Below are 15,423 nucleotides of genomic sequence, written 5' to 3' on the forward strand. Positions count from 1 at the left end.
AGGGACACGATGAGCGGGGGCGAGCGGTACTGGAACGAGGACACCCAGCGCTGGGAGGACGGCACGGGCGGCAGCCCGGCGGCCGAACCGACGCTGCCGACGCCGGTGGAGGAGGGGCCGCCGCCTTCCGGCCCGGACTACCCGGCCCCTCCGGCTTCGACGCCCACCGTGGGGACGGCGGCTCCCACGGTCGAGTCCGAGGCTCCCGCCGTGGGGACGCAGCCCCCCACCGTGGGGGCGCAGGGCTGGCCCGGAGGCGGCGCGGACAGCGCCTGGCACGGTCCGGGGGCCGAGGGGCCCGTGCCGGAGTGGTCCACCGGTGCGTCCTGGCCGCCCCCCGCCCCCGCCCCGGCGCCTGCCCCTGCCGGAGGGCTCAACCGGCGGCTCGTCTGGTCCGTGGTCGTCGGTTCCGCCGTCGTCGGGGTCGCCGTGAGCCTCGTACTGACCCTCGTGGTCGGAAAGGACGACGGGTCGGGGAAGAAGCCCGTGGCGGCGAGTTCCGTCACGCCGTCCACGCCGTCCACGGACTCCGCGTCGCCGGACGTGTCGCCCTCGCCCTACGCCGACGACACGGGGTCGCTGTCCCCCTCCGCCTCCGCGCCACCCGCGGGATACGAGCTGCGCGACGACACGGAGGGGTTCCGGATCGCGATACCGCAGGGGTGGTCGCGCAGCAGCACCGATTCGGTGTACGGGATGGCCGTGGTCAACTACCGCAGCGCCGACCGGGAACAGCGGCTGCAGGTGTACCAGGTGCAGGAGTCGTCCCCCGACGCCTCCTTCAAGCTGTACCTGTCCGACCAGACCCCCAAGCCCGCCGGTTTCAAGAAGCTCGATCTGCAGAAGCTCGACGACGGCCGGTTCACCGGCTCACGGCTGGAGTATCAGGCCGGCACGATCAAGGGTGAGCCCGACGTCGGCACCTGGCACGTCTACGACGAGCGCTTCGTCGCGGCGGACGGCAACATCTACGCCATCGCCTCGTACGGCCCCGACTCCACCGGCCACGACGCCCAACTCGCCGACCTGACCACGGCGTTGAAGTGGTTCTGCCCGCCCTACACGACCTGCGGCCCGGACCCGGGAACCGACTGACCGCTCTCCGTTTCATTTCCATTCCGTTTCGCCCCATTTGTCCGCATTTTCAGTGACGCAGCGCACTTTCCGCCATGGATTGCGCATGCAACGGGAGGCGGGGGGCAGGCGCTCACGGTCCTCGTGAGGGACACATGTGTCACTCAGGGGCACCGAACAGGAACGGAAGGCAATACGGATCATGGCGGAGAGAGCGGAAACCCAGGGGCTGGACGCGCAGGCGACCATCCACGTGGCAGGGGAGTGGCGGGAAGCCGTCTCCGGCGCCACGCGCGAGATCATCGACCCCGCGGACGGCCAGGGCTTCGCTCTGGTTGCGGAGGGCGACGAGAAGGACACGGACCTGGCGGTCGCGGCGGCCCGGCACGCCTTCGACCACGGCGACTGGCCCCGCACCTCCGTGGCCGAGCGCGCCGCGCTGCTGCGCCGCGTCGCCGACCTCCTCGTGCGCGACCGTGAGCGGCTCGGGCTGCTGGAGAGCCGCGACGCCGGCAAGACCGTCGAAGAGGGCCGGGTCGACATCGACTGCGTCGCCGACGCCTTCCGCTACTTCGCCGACCTGGTGGCCGGCGAGGCCCCGGGCCGGGTCGTCGACGCGGGCTCGCCCGACATCCACAGCGTCGTCGTGCACGAACCGGTCGGCGTCTGCGCGTTGATCACGCCCTGGAACTACCCACTCCTCCAGGCCAGCTGGAAGATCGCCCCGGCTCTCGCGGCGGGCAACACCTTCGTGATCAAGCCGAGCGAGATCACCCCGCTCACCACCATCGCGCTCATCGACCTGCTCTCCGATGCCGGGCTGCCCACCGGTGTCGCGGGCATCGTCACCGGCCCCGGCCACACGGTCGGTGCCCGGCTCGCCGAGCACCCGGACGTCGACCTGGTCTCCTTCACCGGGGGTCTGGTCAGCGGCACCAAGGTCGCGCAGGCCGCGGCCCCGAGCGTCAAGAAGGTCGCCCTGGAACTCGGCGGCAAGAACCCCAATGTCGTCTTCGCCGACGCCTGCGCGACGGACGAGGGGTTCGACACCGCCGTCGACCAGGCCCTGAACGCGGCCTTCATCCACAGCGGCCAGGTCTGCTCGGCCGGCTCCCGCCTCATCGTCGAGGAATCCCTGCGGGAGCGCTTCGTCGCCGAACTCGCCCGCCGGGCCGGCCGGATCCGCCTGGGCCGCGGCACCGAGGACGGCGTCGAGTGCGGCCCCCTCGTCTCCGCGCAGCAGCGCGCCAAGGTCGAGGCGTACGTCGCCTCCGCGCTCTCCGAGGGTGCGGTGCTACGCACCGGCGGCAAGCGCCCCGAGCAGTCGCCGGAACGCCCCGCGGACGGCTACTTCTACGAGCCGACGGTCCTCGACCAGTGCCACCGCGAGATGCGCGTCGTACGCGAAGAGGTCTTCGGGCCTGTCCTCACGGTGGAGACGTTCCGCACCGAGGACGAGGCCGTCGCCCTCGCCAATGACACCGAGTACGGCCTCGCGGGGGCCGTGTGGACCGCCGACGCGGGGCGGGCCCGGCGCGTGGCCGGTCGTCTCCGGCACGGCACCGTCTGGATCAACGACTTCCATCCCTATCTTCCGCAGGCGGAGTGGGGCGGGTTCGGCAAGAGCGGGGTGGGGCGAGAGCTCGGTCCTGCGGGGCTGGCCGAGTACCGCGAGACCAAGCACGTGTACCAGAACCTGGCGCCCAAGGCTGTGCGCTGGTTCCGCGGCTGAGACTGCGCTGCGCGGCGCTCCGCTGGGTGCCGTGGGCAGGCCGTCGGTCGTCCGCAGGCCACGTCGTGGCTGGTCGCGCCCGCGCGGCGGAGCCGCATATCGACACAGCCCCGCGCCCCTATGGGGCGCTCCTGATCCCCCTGGAGTTACCACCCCCATGTCCGAGAACACGCAGATCTACGACTACGTCGTCATCGGCGGCGGGACCGCAGGGTCCGTCATCGCCTCCCGGCTCACCGAGAACCCGGATGTGACCGTTGCCGTCATCGAGGGCGGGCCCAGTGACGTCGGGCGTGAGGACGTGCTGACGTTGCGCCGCTGGATGGGCCTTCTCGGCGGCGAGCTGGACTACGACTACCCGACGACCGAGCAGCCCCGCGGCAACTCGCACATCCGGCACAGCCGGGCCCGTGTGCTCGGTGGCTGCTCCTCGCACAACACGCTGATCGCCTTCAAGCCGCTGCCGTCCGACTGGGACGAGTGGGAGGAGGCCGGCGCCAAGGGCTGGGGCGCGGTGCCCATGGAGGCGTACTACGCCCGGCTGAAGAACAACATCGTCCCGGTCGACGAGAAGGACCGGAACGACATCGCCCAGGACTTCGTCGACGCCGCGCAGCACGCGGTCGGTGTCCCCCGGATCGAGGGCTTCAACCGCTCGCCGTTCACCGAGGGCGCCGGCTTCTTCGACCTCGCCTACCACCCGGAGAACAACAAGCGGTCGTCGGCGTCGGTGGCGTATCTGCACCCGGTGATGGACGAACGCGAGAACCTGACGATCCTCCTGGAGACCTGGGCGTACAAGCTGGAGCTGAACGGCACCCGGGCCGAGGGCGTGCACGTCCGCACCAAGGACGGCGAGGAGATCCTCGTACGGGCCAGCAACGAGGTCCTGCTCTGCGCCGGCGCCGTCGACTCCCCGCGGCTGCTGCTGCACTCGGGCATCGGTCCTCGTCAGGACCTGGAGGCGCTGGGCATACCCGTGGCGCTCGACCTGCCGGGCGTCGGCGAGAACCTCCTCGACCACCCCGAGTCGGTGATCGTCTGGGAGACCCACGGCCCCCTCCCGGAGAACTCCGCGATGGACAGCGACGCCGGGTTGTTCGTACGGCGCGACCCCGAACACCAGGGCCCGGACCTGATGTTCCACTTCTACCAGGTGCCGTTCACCGACAACCCGGAGCGGCTGGGCTACGAACGGCCGCGCCACGGCGTCTCGATGACGCCCAACATCCCGAAGCCGAGGAGCCGCGGCCGGCTCTACCTCACCAGCGCCGACCCGTCGGCCAAGCCCGCCCTCGACTTCCGCTACTTCACGGACGAGGACGACTACGACGGCCGCACCCTGGTCGACGGCATCCGCATCGCCCGCGAGATCGCGCAGACCGAGCCGCTGGCGAGCTGGCTCAAGCGCGAGGTGGCCCCCGGCCCGCACGTCACCGGCGACGAGGAGCTGAGTGAGTACGCGCGCAAGGTCGCGCACACCGTGTACCACCCGGCCGGGACCTGCCGTATGGGAGCGAGCGACGACGAACTGGCCGTCGTCGACCCGCAGTTGAGGATCCGCGGTCTGGACGGCATCCGCATCGCGGACGCCTCCGTGTTCCCGACCATGACCGCTGTGAACCCGATGATCGGAGTGCTGATGGTCGGGGAGAAAGCCGTCGACCTGATCGGAAGTGATGCGTGATGAACGTAATGGACAAGCCGGTCTTCTCTGTCGAGGGACTGTGGAAGGTGTTCGGCCCGAAGGCCGACAGCGTCCCCGCCGATCCCGGGCTGACCTCGCTGGAGCCCGCCGAACTCCGCGCCCGCACGGGCTGTACCGCCGCCGTCCGTGACGTCTCCTTCGACGTGCGCAAGGGCGAGGTGTTCGTGGTGATGGGGCTGTCCGGCTCCGGCAAGTCCACGCTGGTGCGCTGTCTGACCCGGCTGATCGAGCCGACGGCCGGCACGATCGCCATCGACGGCGAGGACGTCCGCGCCATGGACAAGTCCCGGCTGCGCGAACTGCGCCGCCACCGCGCCGCGATGGTCTTCCAGCACTTCGGTCTCCTGCCGCACCGCACGGTCCTCGACAACGTGGCGTACGGCCTGGAGATCCAGGGTGTGGGCAGGTCCGAGCGGCGGGCGCGCGCCCAGGACGTCGTCGCCAAGGTCGGCCTGGAAGGCATGGAGCAGCGGCGCCCGAGCCAGCTGTCCGGCGGTCAGCGGCAGCGCGTGGGTCTGGCCCGCGCGCTGGCCGTCGACCCCCAGGTCCTGCTCTTCGACGAGCCGTTCAGCGCCCTCGACCCGCTGATCCGGCGGGACATGCAGGAGGAGGTGGTCCGCCTGCACCGCGAGGAGGGCCGCACGATGGTCTTCATCACCCACGACCTGAGCGAGGCCCTGAAGCTCGGCGACCGCATCGCGCTGATGCGCGACGGCAAGGTCGTCCAGCTGGGCACCCCGGAGGAGATCGTGGGCAGCCCCGCCGACGACTACGTCCGCGAGTTCGTCCGGGACGTCTCCCGCGAGCAGGTCATGACCGTAGGCACGGCCATGCGGCCCGGGGACTGCGGCGGCACGGAGCATCCCGGTGCGCTCGCCCCCGACGAGCTCGTCGCCGACGCGATCAAGGTCGTGGCCAGGAGCGGCAAGCCGGCGTGTGTGGTCGACAACGGCCGCTGCCTGGGTGTCGTCGACCACGAGAGGCTCCTCGGCGTCGTCGCCGGAACGGAGCCGCGGAAGGAGGCGGCGTAATGGCAACCGTCACCGCATCCGCCCCGCGCGCACTGCCGGGCGGTCTGTTGAAACACCGTGCGGCGCAGAAGCTGCTGCTCCTCGCCCTCGTCGCCGCGATCCTCGTTCCCCTCGCCAACGCCCGTTGGGCCAGCGGCAGTTGGCCCGCCGCCCTCACCGTCGACCTCACCAAGCCGCTGACCAGTGCCAGCAACTGGATCATCGACAACCGGGACAGCAACCCGCTGTTCCTCTACTTCTTCGGCTACATCAGCAACGCGGTCGTGATCTCCGTACACGCCGTGTACCTGGTGCTCCTCGCCGCCGGCTGGGCCGGGGTCACGGCCCTCGGGGCGCTCGTCGCCTGGCGGGTCGCCGGGGTCCGGCTCGCCCTCGGCACCGCCGCCGCGTTCCTGGCCTGCGGCCTGCTCGGCATGTGGGTGGCGACCATGCAGACGCTCGCGCTCATGGTGGTGGCCGTGCTCGTGTCGGTCGTCGTCGGAGTGGTCCTCGGGCTCGCCGCCGGGCTCTCCGACCGCCTCGACCGCGGCTTGCGTCCGGTTCTGGACACCATGCAGGTGCTGCCGGCCTACGCCTATCTGCTGCCCGTCGTCCTCGTCTTCGGCATGGGCGTCCCCGCCGCCGTCCTGGCGACCGTCGTCTACGCCGCCCCGCCCATGGCCCGCCTCACCGCCCTCGGCCTGCGCGGCGCCGACAAGGAGGTCCTGGAGGCGGTCGACTCGCTCGGCGCCACCGCGCCCCAGCGTCTGCTGACCGCCCGGATCCCGCTGGCCCGCAAGGAGCTCCTCCTGGGCCTCAACCAGACGATCATGATGGCGCTGTCGATGGCCGTCATCGCCTCCGTGATCGGCGCGGGCGGCCTCGGAGACCGCGTCTACCAGGCGCTGGCCTCGGTCGACGTGGGCGCGGCACTCGCGGCCGGCATCCCGATCGTGCTCCTCGCCGTCGTACTGGACCGCGTGACGGGCGCCGCGGGCGAGCAGGCCGGTGAGGAGTCCCGAAGCCTGAGGCCGTGGCTCTACGCCGCTGCCGCCGCCGTGGCCGTCGCGCTCGCCGGACGGCTGGCGGGCCGCCTCGACTGGCCCGACTCCTGGACGTTCGACATCGCCGAGCCGGTCAACCGCGCCGTCGACTGGATGACCGCGCACCTGTACTCGGGCGTGCCCGTCGTGGGCGGCACCGCCGACTGGGCGGGCCACTTCACGACCTGGGTGCTGAACCCGGTCCGCAGCGGCCTGCAGGGGCTGCCCTGGTGGTCGGTCCTGCTCGTCGTCGCCGCTCTGGCCTGGCTGATCGGCACCTGGCGCACCGCGCTCACCGCGGTCCTCGCCATGGCCGCGATCGGCGTGCTCGGCGTGTGGCAGCCCTCGCTCGACACGCTCTCCCAGGTGCTGGCGGCCGTCGCCGTCACCCTGGTCCTGGGCTTCGCGACCGGTATCGCGGCGGCCCGCAGCGACCGGTTCGAGCGCCTGCTCCGTCCCGTCCTGGACGTCTTCCAGACGATGCCGCAGTTCGTGTACCTGATCCCGGTGGTCGCTCTGTTCGGCGTGGGCCGCGCGCCCGCCGCCGCGGCAGCCGTCGTCTACGCGCTGCCCGCCGTCGTCCGCATCACCGCACAGGGCCTGCGACAGGTCGACCCGGCCGCCCTGGAGTCGGCCCGCTCGCTGGGCGCGACGCCCGCCCAGCAGCTGCGCCAGGTGCAACTCCCGCTCGCCCGCCCGGCGTTGCTGCTCGCCGTCAACCAGGGCGTGGTCCTCGTCCTCGCCGTCGTCGTCATCGGCGGCCTGGTCGGCGGTGGTGCGCTCGGCTACGACAGCGTCTTCGGCCTGGCGCAGGGCGACCTGGCGACCGGCCTGGTGGCGGGCGCCGCGATCGTCTGCCTCGGGCTGATGCTCGACCGGGTCACCCAGCCGACCGAACGTCGCGCGAAGAAGGGAGCGTGACATGCGACGTCGTATGAGTACGAGTGTGGCTACGACCGCCGTGGTGGGCTCCCTGGTGCTGCTCACCGGCTGCGGTGCCGCCGACATGACCAAGCAGGCGTCCCCGTTCGCCAACGCGCAGGGCGCCAAGAGCGTGACCCTGTCCGTCCAGTCGTGGGTGGGCGCGCAGTCCAACGTGGCCGTCGCCCAGTACCTCCTGGAGCACAAGCTGGGCTACCGGGTCGACACCGTCCAGGTCGACGAGGTCCCTGCCTGGGACGCGCTCAGCCAGGGCCGCGTCGACGCCATCCTGGAGGACTGGGGCCACCCCGACCAGGAGAAGCGCTACGTCGACGACAAGAAGACCATCGCGCGCGGCGGCGGTCTCGGGGTGACCGGGCACATCGGCTGGTTCGTGCCGACGTACCTGGTCAAGCAGCACCCCGACATCACGAACTGGAAGAACCTCAACAAGTACTCGTCGCTGTTCCGCACCGCGGAGAGCGGCGGCAAGGGCCAGCTGATGGACGGCTCACCGTCCTACGTCACCAACGACAAGGCGCTGGTGAACAACCTGAAGCTGGACTACCAGGTGGTGTTCGCCGGCTCGGAGGCCGCGCAGATCACGCAGATGAAACAGTTCGCCAAGGAGAAGAAGCCCTTCCTGACGTACTGGTACTCCCCGCAGTGGCTGTTCAAGAAGGTCCCCATGACCGAGGTGAAGCTGCCGCCGTACAAGGAGGGCTGCGACACGGACCCGGCGAAGGTCGCCTGCGCCTACCCGCACACCCCGCTGCAGAAGTACCTCAACGCGGACTTCGCGAAGAAGGGCGGCAACGCGGCGGCCTTCCTGAAGAAGTTCAAGTGGAGCACCGAGGACCAGAACGAGGTCTCCCTGATGATCGCCGACCAGAAGCTGACCCCGGAGCAGGCGGCGAAGAAGTGGGTGGACAGCCACGCGTCGACGTGGAAGGCGTGGCTGTCCTGATCACTTCAGCTTCCTCAGCTGCCCGGCCATCCCCTGCAGCGCCAGCGCCGCCCAGCGCTGCAGCCCGGGTCCGAAGGTGATGCGGGTGGCCCCGAGTTCACCGAGTTCGGTGGGCGAGGGGCCCCTGCCGTCCAGCGTGCCGTGCATGTTGATCGGCCCCTGGATCCCGGACCGCAGGAGGGGCAGTACGTCCGCCGGGGCGCCGATCGGATAGACGCAGTCGGCGCCCGCGGCGACGTACAACGCGGCCCGCTCGACGGCCCGTTCGGGATCGCCGTCCCCGTGGGAGAAGGTGTCGACGCGCGCGTTGACGAAGAGCCGGCCGCCCGCCGCGTACCGCACCTCGGCGAGCCACTCGGCGTGCTCGTGCGGGTCTTTGAGGACACCTCCGTTCGAGTCCTCCAGATTGCAGCCCACGGCGCCCGCCTCCAGGAGCCGCTCCACCAGCTCCTCGGGCGCGAGCCCGTAGCCGTCCTCGACATCCGCCGACACCGGTACGTCCACGGCTCGTGCGATGCGCGCCACCGCGGCGAACATCTCGTCGGCCGGCGTGGACCCGTCCTCGTGTCCGAGGGAGGCGGCGATCCCCGCGCTGGGCGTCGCGAGCGCGGGGAAACCGGCCTCGACGAACACCCGGGCGCTCACCGCGTCCCAGGGGCCGGGGAGGACGAGCGGGTCGTCCGGGGTGCGGCCCTCGTGCAGCGCGCGGAAGGCATCCACCTTGCTCATGGCGTGTGACCTCCCGGCTCGTCGAAGTGCTTGGCCGCGGTCGTGCACGTCTCGTCGGGCAGGTACCCTCCCCTGCCGAGGAGGGTCGTAGGGCTCACTGGTGCTGTCCCGCCTCGTAGTGGCCGGGAACCATGCGGCACGTCACGCCGAACCGGTTCCACGCGTTGATCACGGTGATCGCGGCGATCAGCTGCGCCAGCTCGGGCTCCCCGAAGTGCTTGGCCGCGTGGTCGTACACCGCGTCCGTGACGAAGCCGTCGGTCAGCACGGTGACCGCCTCGGCCAGTTCCAGGGCGGCGAGCTCCTTCTCCGTGTAGAAGTGCTTCGACTCCTCCCACGCGCCGAGCTGGACGATCCGCTCGACGCTCTCACCGGCGGCGAGCGCGTCCTTGGTGTGCATGTCCAGACAGAACGCGCAGTGGTTGAGCTGCGAGACGCGGATCTTCACCAGCTCCAGCAGCTTCGGGTCGAGGCCCCGCCGGGCGGCCGCGTCGAGGCGGACCATCGCCTTGTAGACCTCGGGGGCGTGCTGGGCCCAGGCCAGCCGGGCGGGCCGCTCGGGTGCGTACGCGGTGGCTTCTTCTGTCGTCATGCCCTCGACCCTAGAACCGAGGCAGCCCAGCGGTATGGTCCATTCCCATGGCAGAATCCTGGGCCACTTTGGGCGTCGACCTACACCTGGAGCCGACCGGTCCAGGGGTGCGCCGGGGGCTGACCGACGCCCTGCGCGAGGCCGTCCGCACCGGCCGGCTCGCCCCCGGCACCCGGCTGCCCTCCTCCCGCACGCTCGCCGCCGACCTGGGCATCGCCCGCAACACGGTCGCCGACGCCTACGCCGACCTGGTGGCGGAGGGCTGGCTCACCGCGCGCCAGGGCTCGGGCACCCGGGTGGCCGACCGGGCGGTGAGCCGGCCCGCCGCGCCCGCACCCCGCCCCCGCGCCCTCGGCCGCCCCGCCTACGACCTGGTCCCCGGCACCCCCGACCTCGCCTCCTTCCCCCGCGCCCAGTGGCTCAAGGCGGCCCGCCGTGCCCTCGCCGCGGCCCCGTACCAGGCCCTCGACTACGGCGACCCGCGCGGCCGCATCGAACTGCGCACCGCGCTCGCCGGCTACCTCGCCCGCGCCCGGGGCGTGCGCACCGACCCCGGACACATCCTGGTGTGCGCGGGTATCTCGCACGGCCTGCGCATTCTCGGCGCGGTACTGCGGGCGCGCGGCGCGAGCACGGTCGCCGTGGAGTCGTACGGCCTGTACGTGCACTGGGACCTGCTGGCGGAGGCCGGTCTGCGGACGGTCCCGCTGCCGTTCGACGAACGGGGCACGAACCCAGGAGAGTTGACGAACGAGGATGCGGTCCTGCTCACGCCCGCCCACCAGTTCCCGATGGGCGGCACCCTGCACCGCGACCGGCGGGCGGCCGTCGTCGACTGGGCGCGCCGCACCGGCGGCCTGCTCGTCGAGGACGACTACGACGGCGAGTTCCGCTACGACCGCCAGCCCGTCGGCGCCCTCCAGGGCCTGGACCCCGACCACGTCGTCTACGCGGGCACGGCAAGCAAGTCCCTCGCCCCCGGTCTCAGACTGGCCTGGCTGGTCCTGCCGCCGGACCTCGCCCAGGAGGTGGCGAAGGCGAAGGGCCACATCGACTCCTGCGGGGCCCTGGACCAGCTGACGCTCGCCGAGTTCCTCACCTCCGGCGCCTACGACCGCCATGTGCGCGCCGCCCGGCTGCGCTACCGCCGCCGCCGGGACGCGCTCGTCGCGGAACTCGCGCGGCGGGCCCCGCAGGTCGGTGCCGCCGGCATCGCGGCGGGCCTGCATGTGGTGCTGCGGCTGCCGCCGGGCACCGAGCAGGCGACACTGCGGGCGGCGGCCTGGCAGGGGCTCGCGGTGCACGGGCTGCACCGCTACCGGCACCCGGAAGCGACCGTGGAGCCGCACGACGCGCTGGTGGTGGGCTACGGGACATCACCGGAGAGCGCCTGGGCGGGGACTCTGGACGCACTGTGCGCGGCGCTGCCGGAATCGGAGGGACCGTAATTGCGCTGTTCGTCATTCCTGAATACGGACGCGCGGATAGAGTCATCCCATGAGCAATCATGATTCCAAGTCCCGTGAATCGATATCCCGTGTGGCCCTCAAGAAAACCACCCCCGACGTGTCCGCGGCGATGGGCTCCCTGCATGCCGCCGCTGTTTCCGCGGCACAGGACGCCAAGGTCGAACCGGAACTCCTGGAACTGATCAGGATCCGTGCCTCGCAGATCAACGGCTGTGCGTTCTGCCTCGACATGCACACCAGGGACGCCCGTGCGGCGGGCGAGACCGAGCAGCGCGTCTACGCCCTGAACGCCTGGCGGGAGACCCCCTTCTTCACTGAACGGGAGCGCGCCGCACTGGCGTTGACCGAGGCGGTGACCCTGGTCCACGACGGCCGTGTCCCGGACGAGGTCTACGCCGAGGCCGCCGAGGTCTTCGACGAGCAGCAGATCGCGGCACTGATCTGGGCGGCGACCGTCATCAACGCGTACAACCGGATCGCGATCGCGACGCGGATGGTGCCGGGGGCTTATCAGCCGGCCAGGAAATAATGCGGAATGCGGGCATCGGCGGTCGGCGCCGATGCCCTGCTTTTTGTTTCCCTATTTCTCCGGCAGCGGCTCCATAATGTCGTCCAGCCAGGCCCGCCATTCCGGTGCGCGGACCGGCGGAGCTGCCTGCAGCGGTCCTCCCGCCCAGCCCGTGACCGGGCGGATCCCGTGCAGTGCGTTCACCAGCCACACCTCACGGCCGTCCAGCTCGGCGACCGTCCGCTCGCGGTGGGCGATGCGGGTGCCCTCGCGCCGGGCGCGTTCCTGGATCAGGGCGACCGTCACTCCGGGCAGCACCGGCAGCTGAGGCGAGGGCAGGCAGAGGGTGTCGTCCTCCCACCACAGCACGCTGCTGGTGGCCGCCTCCAGGACGATGCCGGAGGGTGCGACGAGCACCGCCTCCTGCGCACCCTCGTCGGACGCCCGTCTGCGAACCCGGGCCAGGGCGTCCAGGTCGGGGCCCTTGCGGCGAGGGACGGTACGCGGATCGGACTGGCCCGCCGCCCAGACCCGCACCTCCGAACCGAGCGGCGGCGCGTGCCGCAGCCGCAGCCTCACATGACGGGGCGTGAGTTCGACCCGCGGGAACCACTCGCCGCTGCGCGGCAGCGCGTCCGTCATGACCTCCCAGAACTGCAGCAGCCGGTACGACGGCGGCCCTCCGCACTCGCCGCAGGACCGTACGAAGCGCTCCCGGTGCCGGTCCAGGCCGCGCACCCTGCCGTCCCGTACCAGCCAGGAGTCCGCGACGAGCAGCGGTCCGGCGGTCCCCGCCTCCTCGACGGGCCGCAGCCCGGCGGCCGGCGACCATCCCCACAGGCCTTCCGCCACTGCCGGTTCTGTCATGACCGCACCTTTCCGCCGCCGGGTTCCGCCACGGCCGTTCCTCCCGAGTGCTCAGTACCTTCCGCCCGCCACGGCCGGCGCCCCGCCCCGGGGCCCGTACGGCGCGTGCTCCAGCCACGATCCACAGGAGGGCAGGACCGGCGCAAGCGCCGCCGCCGCCCGCTGCCTCAGCCGTACCGTCCGGCGCCGCGGCCGCAGATGGTCGAGTGCGGTACCGGCCGCCGCGCTGTTGAACAGGCCCGCCGCGCGCCGCACTTCCGCGAACGCGGCGACCGCTTCCGCCGTCCCGGCCCCGATCGCCTCCGCGGCCGCCGCCGCGTCCGCGATCCCGCTGTTCATGCCGCGCGCCCCGAACGGCGGGAACAGATGCGCCGCCTCCCCGACCAGCAGCACCCGCCGGTGTGAGTCGGTGAACGAGGCCGCGACCATGCGCAGGAAGCGGTACGTCGACACCCACAGCAGACGATCGGCGTATCCGTCGCCCACGACCGCAGGGAGCCACCGCCCCACCGCCTCCCGGGTCCCGAAGTCCTCCTGCGTGTCGTCGTCCCGGCACTGCAGGTCGATCTGGAAGCCGCCGGTGAACGGCACCCGCATCACACTGCGACCGCCGACGCCCGGATGCCCGTAGTGGAAGATCCGCTCGGACGGCAGCTCGGCGCCCGGCAGATCGGCGATGTCGACGACCACGTGGAAGCCCTCGCCGCGCTCGCCCTCCATGGGGATGCCCAGTCCGCGCCGGACGGCGGAGCGTGCCCCGTCGGCGGCGACGGCGTACTCGCAGCTCCACTCCCGCCCGTCCGCGCAGGTCAGGAAGGTGCCCGTCTCGGTGGTGCGGACGCCCCTCACCCGCGCGTCCCAGACGAACTCCACCCCGGCCCGCTCGCAGGCGGCCCGCAGGAAGCGTTCGGTGTCGACCTGGCGCAGGCTGGTGAAGGGCGGCGGTCCGGAAGGGGGCGGGAAGGTGCGGGAGTACACCTCGCGCCCCCGGTAGAGGGTCCGCTTCGTCTGCCAGGTCCGGCCGTACGAGGTGATCTCGGCGGCCAGGCCGGGCTGCATCCCGTCGAGCAGCGCCAGGGTCTCCCGGTGTACGAACAGGGCCCGGCTGCCGGGCCGTTCGCGGCCCTCGGGATCCGCCTCCAGCAGGACGACCGGCAGCCCCCGGGCCCGCAGTCCGAGCGCCGCCGACAGACCCACGGGCCCGGCGCCGACCACCACGACCGGGTTCACGCGCGCGTGCCCGCGGCCAGCATCCGGCTGATCTCCACCCGTTTGACCTTCCAGGTCGCGGTCATCGGCAGCTCCTCGAACCGCCACTGCCGGGGCTCGGCCATGGCGGGCAGATCGGCGGTCGCCTCCCGCCAGCGCTCGGGATCGAGGGGCCGTTCGCCGCGTACGCACACCACCGGAACCGGCTCGCGGTCCGCGCCGGGCACGATGACGACCTCCCGCAGTTCCTCCAGGCGCTCCATGAGGGCGTCCTCGACCTCCAGGTTGCTGTGCACGGAGTCGATCCGGTCGATCTCCCGGTCGATCAGATACAGGGCGCCCAGCCGGCTCCGGTAGCCCAGGTCGCCCATCTCCCACCAGCCGTCGGTGAGCTGACGGTCGTAGCGGTCCTGCATGCCGAGATAGGTGAGGATGCGGCCGCGGGTACGCGCCTCGATCCGCCCGGGGGTCCCGTGCGCCGTCGGCCGCCCGTCCGGACCGGTGACCCGGACCCGGGTGAAGCCCGGTATCCCGATCCCCACCCGCCGCCCGTCTGCGCGCGCCGCACTGCGCCGGGTGAACCACTGGAACGCGACCGGGCCCGTCTCGCTCTGCCCGTACAGCTGGATCAGCCAGGGCGTACGGCGCTGTGAGGCGCCCAGAAGCCGCCGTACGGTGCGCGGATGGATCGCGTCGAACGTGGAGCCGTACGACCTGACCCGGGACAGCGGCGCACCGGGCGCGTCCGCCAGCTCCTCCCACAGCACGAAGGTGTTGGGGTGCGTCTCCACGATGCCGGGCCGGTGCCGCACCAGCAGCGGGCCCACCGCGGCCGGGTCCGGGTCGGTGATCAGCACCAGCGGGCTGCCGAAGTACAGGAGCACGCCGAGCAGATGGTAGAAGCGCGAGTGCACGAACGACATGTGCAGCGCCGCCGTCTCGCCGCGCGTCGGCCAGCCCATCGCCTTCTGCGGTACGAGCCGGTTCCACATGGCGTGCGCGCAGTGCACGGCGAGCTTGGGGACACCGGTGGTGCCCGAACTGTGGGTGATGAGGGAGGGCTCGCGCGGGTGCAGCCGCACCGAGGCGGGAGGTTCGGCGCCGGCGTACTTCTCCAGGGGTTCGGCTCCGGGCGCGTCGTCCACCGACAGCGTCCGCCGCACGGCGAGTCCGACGCCCTTCAACGGGCCCTCCAGCTTGGCCCGGTCGGTGATCAGCCACGGCTGCCGCAGACGCTCCACCAACTGCCCGACCACCTCTGGGGCCAGACCCGGCGAGAGCAGCACGGGCACGGCGCCGATACGGGAGAGAGCGCAGGTCAGCAACATGATGTCGACGTTGTCCGTCTTGTGCACGACCACCTGCTCCGTGGGCCGCACCCCGGCCTCCCACAGCCGGCCGGACAGCTCCTCGACGACCTCGGCCAGCACGGTGTAGCTGAGGTCGACGCCGAGCGAGGGGTTGACGTCCAGCGGCCGGTCCAGGGTGACGAAGACGGCTCCGTGGCGGTCGGCGGCCCGCCGGAACACCGGCCCGAGCGAGAAGCCGCGGTCGGCGAGCAGAGGGTCCTGCTGTCGCATGGGGCCCTTCCTTT

13 protein-coding genes are annotated in these 15,423 nt (G+C 71.9%); 8 read left to right on the forward strand and 5 right to left on the reverse strand.

All coding sequences use genetic code 11. The features are described 5' to 3' along the window. Positions 1-9 precede the first annotated feature (9 nt). The 6 genes from LJ657_RS07220 to LJ657_RS07245 all read left to right on the forward strand — a co-directional run bounded on the left by LJ657_RS07220 (position 10) and on the right by LJ657_RS07245 (position 8,455). Positions 10-1,095 (forward strand): serine/threonine kinase C-terminal domain-containing protein, encoded by a 1,086-nt coding sequence (locus LJ657_RS07220; RefSeq protein ID WP_232647512.1) that lies wholly within the window; start codon positions 10-12, stop codon positions 1,093-1,095. Between the two features lie 181 nt (positions 1,096-1,276). Continuing rightward, the gene (locus tag LJ657_RS07225; RefSeq protein ID WP_232647513.1) at positions 1,277-2,806 is read left to right on the forward strand and encodes an aldehyde dehydrogenase family protein; all 1,530 of its coding nucleotides are present in this window, start codon (positions 1,277-1,279) and stop codon (positions 2,804-2,806) included. A gap of 157 nt (positions 2,807-2,963) precedes the next feature. Continuing rightward, positions 2,964-4,493: a GMC family oxidoreductase gene (locus tag LJ657_RS07230; protein ID WP_232647514.1), complete on the forward strand. Its 1,530-nt coding sequence runs from the start codon at positions 2,964-2,966 to the stop codon at positions 4,491-4,493. A gap of 8 nt (positions 4,494-4,501) precedes the next feature. Beyond that, a complete protein-coding gene (locus LJ657_RS07235; RefSeq protein ID WP_232647957.1) occupies positions 4,502-5,545 on the forward strand; it encodes a quaternary amine ABC transporter ATP-binding protein in 1,044 nt (347 codons plus the stop codon). Beyond that, positions 5,545-7,488: an ABC transporter permease gene (locus LJ657_RS07240; protein ID WP_232647515.1), complete on the forward strand. Its 1,944-nt coding sequence runs from the start codon at positions 5,545-5,547 to the stop codon at positions 7,486-7,488. Before LJ657_RS07235 ends, LJ657_RS07240 begins: the two co-directional genes overlap by 1 nt. Before the next feature lies 1 nt (position 7,489). Further along, on the forward strand, positions 7,490-8,455 hold the full coding sequence (locus tag LJ657_RS07245) for an ABC transporter substrate-binding protein (protein WP_232647517.1): 966 nt from the start codon (positions 7,490-7,492) through the stop codon (positions 8,453-8,455). On the opposite strand, the gene LJ657_RS07250 is transcribed toward LJ657_RS07245, so the two are convergent. Together LJ657_RS07250 and LJ657_RS07255 are read right to left on the reverse strand one after the other, a co-directional pair. Next, entirely contained in the window at positions 8,456-9,184 is a 729-nt protein-coding gene (locus tag LJ657_RS07250; protein ID WP_232647518.1) for an isocitrate lyase/PEP mutase family protein, read from the reverse strand. A gap of 94 nt (positions 9,185-9,278) precedes the next feature. Further along, positions 9,279-9,776 (reverse strand): carboxymuconolactone decarboxylase family protein, encoded by a 498-nt coding sequence (locus LJ657_RS07255; RefSeq protein ID WP_232647519.1) that lies wholly within the window; start codon positions 9,774-9,776, stop codon positions 9,279-9,281. Positions 9,777-9,823: 47 nt separating this feature from the next. Between LJ657_RS07255 and pdxR the strand changes: the two genes are divergently transcribed. Both pdxR and LJ657_RS07265 read left to right on the forward strand, forming a co-directional pair. After that, the gene (gene pdxR, locus LJ657_RS07260; protein WP_232647521.1) at positions 9,824-11,224 is read left to right on the forward strand and encodes a MocR-like pyridoxine biosynthesis transcription factor PdxR; all 1,401 of its coding nucleotides are present in this window, start codon (positions 9,824-9,826) and stop codon (positions 11,222-11,224) included. Between the two features lie 49 nt (positions 11,225-11,273). Further along, on the forward strand, positions 11,274-11,774 hold the full coding sequence (locus LJ657_RS07265; RefSeq protein WP_232647522.1) for a carboxymuconolactone decarboxylase family protein: 501 nt from the start codon (positions 11,274-11,276) through the stop codon (positions 11,772-11,774). A gap of 51 nt (positions 11,775-11,825) precedes the next feature. Here the strand turns inward: LJ657_RS07265 and LJ657_RS07270 are convergent, their stop codons facing one another. The 3 genes from LJ657_RS07270 to LJ657_RS07280 are packed head-to-tail and all read right to left on the reverse strand — an operon-like array spanning position 11,826 to position 15,409. Further along, the gene (locus LJ657_RS07270) at positions 11,826-12,620 is read right to left on the reverse strand and encodes an aminotransferase class IV (RefSeq protein ID WP_232647523.1); all 795 of its coding nucleotides are present in this window, start codon (positions 12,618-12,620) and stop codon (positions 11,826-11,828) included. A 51-nt stretch (positions 12,621-12,671) separates the two neighbouring features. Next, positions 12,672-13,850 (reverse strand): FAD-dependent monooxygenase, encoded by a 1,179-nt coding sequence (locus tag LJ657_RS07275; protein ID WP_232647525.1) that lies wholly within the window; start codon positions 13,848-13,850, stop codon positions 12,672-12,674. Continuing rightward, positions 13,847-15,409, reverse strand: coding sequence for a class I adenylate-forming enzyme family protein (locus LJ657_RS07280; protein ID WP_232647527.1), 1,563 nt, complete (start codon positions 15,407-15,409; stop codon positions 13,847-13,849). The genes LJ657_RS07275 and LJ657_RS07280 overlap by 4 nt, the downstream gene beginning before the upstream one ends. Between the last annotated feature and the right edge of the window lie 14 nt (positions 15,410-15,423).

It is taken from the genome of Streptomyces guryensis, assembly GCF_021261325.1.
In the GTDB taxonomy this organism is placed as follows: domain Bacteria; phylum Actinomycetota; class Actinomycetes; order Streptomycetales; family Streptomycetaceae; genus Streptomyces; species Streptomyces guryensis.

Excerpts from the sequence above, each read along its gene's own strand:
- LJ657_RS07235 (WP_232647957.1), top strand. The coding sequence starts at position 4,502 with ATGGACAAGCCGGTCTTCTCTGTCGAGGGACTGTGGAAGGTGTTCGGC.
- LJ657_RS07250 (WP_232647518.1), bottom strand. The coding sequence starts at position 9,184 with ATGAGCAAGGTGGATGCCTTCCGCGCGCTGCACGAGGGCCGCACCCCG.
- LJ657_RS07225 (WP_232647513.1), top strand. The coding sequence starts at position 1,277 with ATGGCGGAGAGAGCGGAAACCCAGGGGCTGGACGCGCAGGCGACCATC.
- LJ657_RS07255 (WP_232647519.1), bottom strand. The coding sequence starts at position 9,776 with ATGACGACAGAAGAAGCCACCGCGTACGCACCCGAGCGGCCCGCCCGG.
- LJ657_RS07270 (WP_232647523.1), bottom strand. The coding sequence starts at position 12,620 with ATGACAGAACCGGCAGTGGCGGAAGGCCTGTGGGGATGGTCGCCGGCC.
- LJ657_RS07245 (WP_232647517.1), top strand. The coding sequence starts at position 7,490 with ATGCGACGTCGTATGAGTACGAGTGTGGCTACGACCGCCGTGGTGGGC.
- LJ657_RS07280 (WP_232647527.1), bottom strand. The coding sequence starts at position 15,409 with ATGCGACAGCAGGACCCTCTGCTCGCCGACCGCGGCTTCTCGCTCGGG.
- LJ657_RS07240 (WP_232647515.1), top strand. The coding sequence starts at position 5,545 with ATGGCAACCGTCACCGCATCCGCCCCGCGCGCACTGCCGGGCGGTCTG.
- LJ657_RS07220 (WP_232647512.1), top strand. The coding sequence starts at position 10 with ATGAGCGGGGGCGAGCGGTACTGGAACGAGGACACCCAGCGCTGGGAG.
- LJ657_RS07230 (WP_232647514.1), top strand. The coding sequence starts at position 2,964 with ATGTCCGAGAACACGCAGATCTACGACTACGTCGTCATCGGCGGCGGG.
- LJ657_RS07265 (WP_232647522.1), top strand. The coding sequence starts at position 11,274 with ATGAGCAATCATGATTCCAAGTCCCGTGAATCGATATCCCGTGTGGCC.
- pdxR (WP_232647521.1), top strand. The coding sequence starts at position 9,824 with ATGGCAGAATCCTGGGCCACTTTGGGCGTCGACCTACACCTGGAGCCG.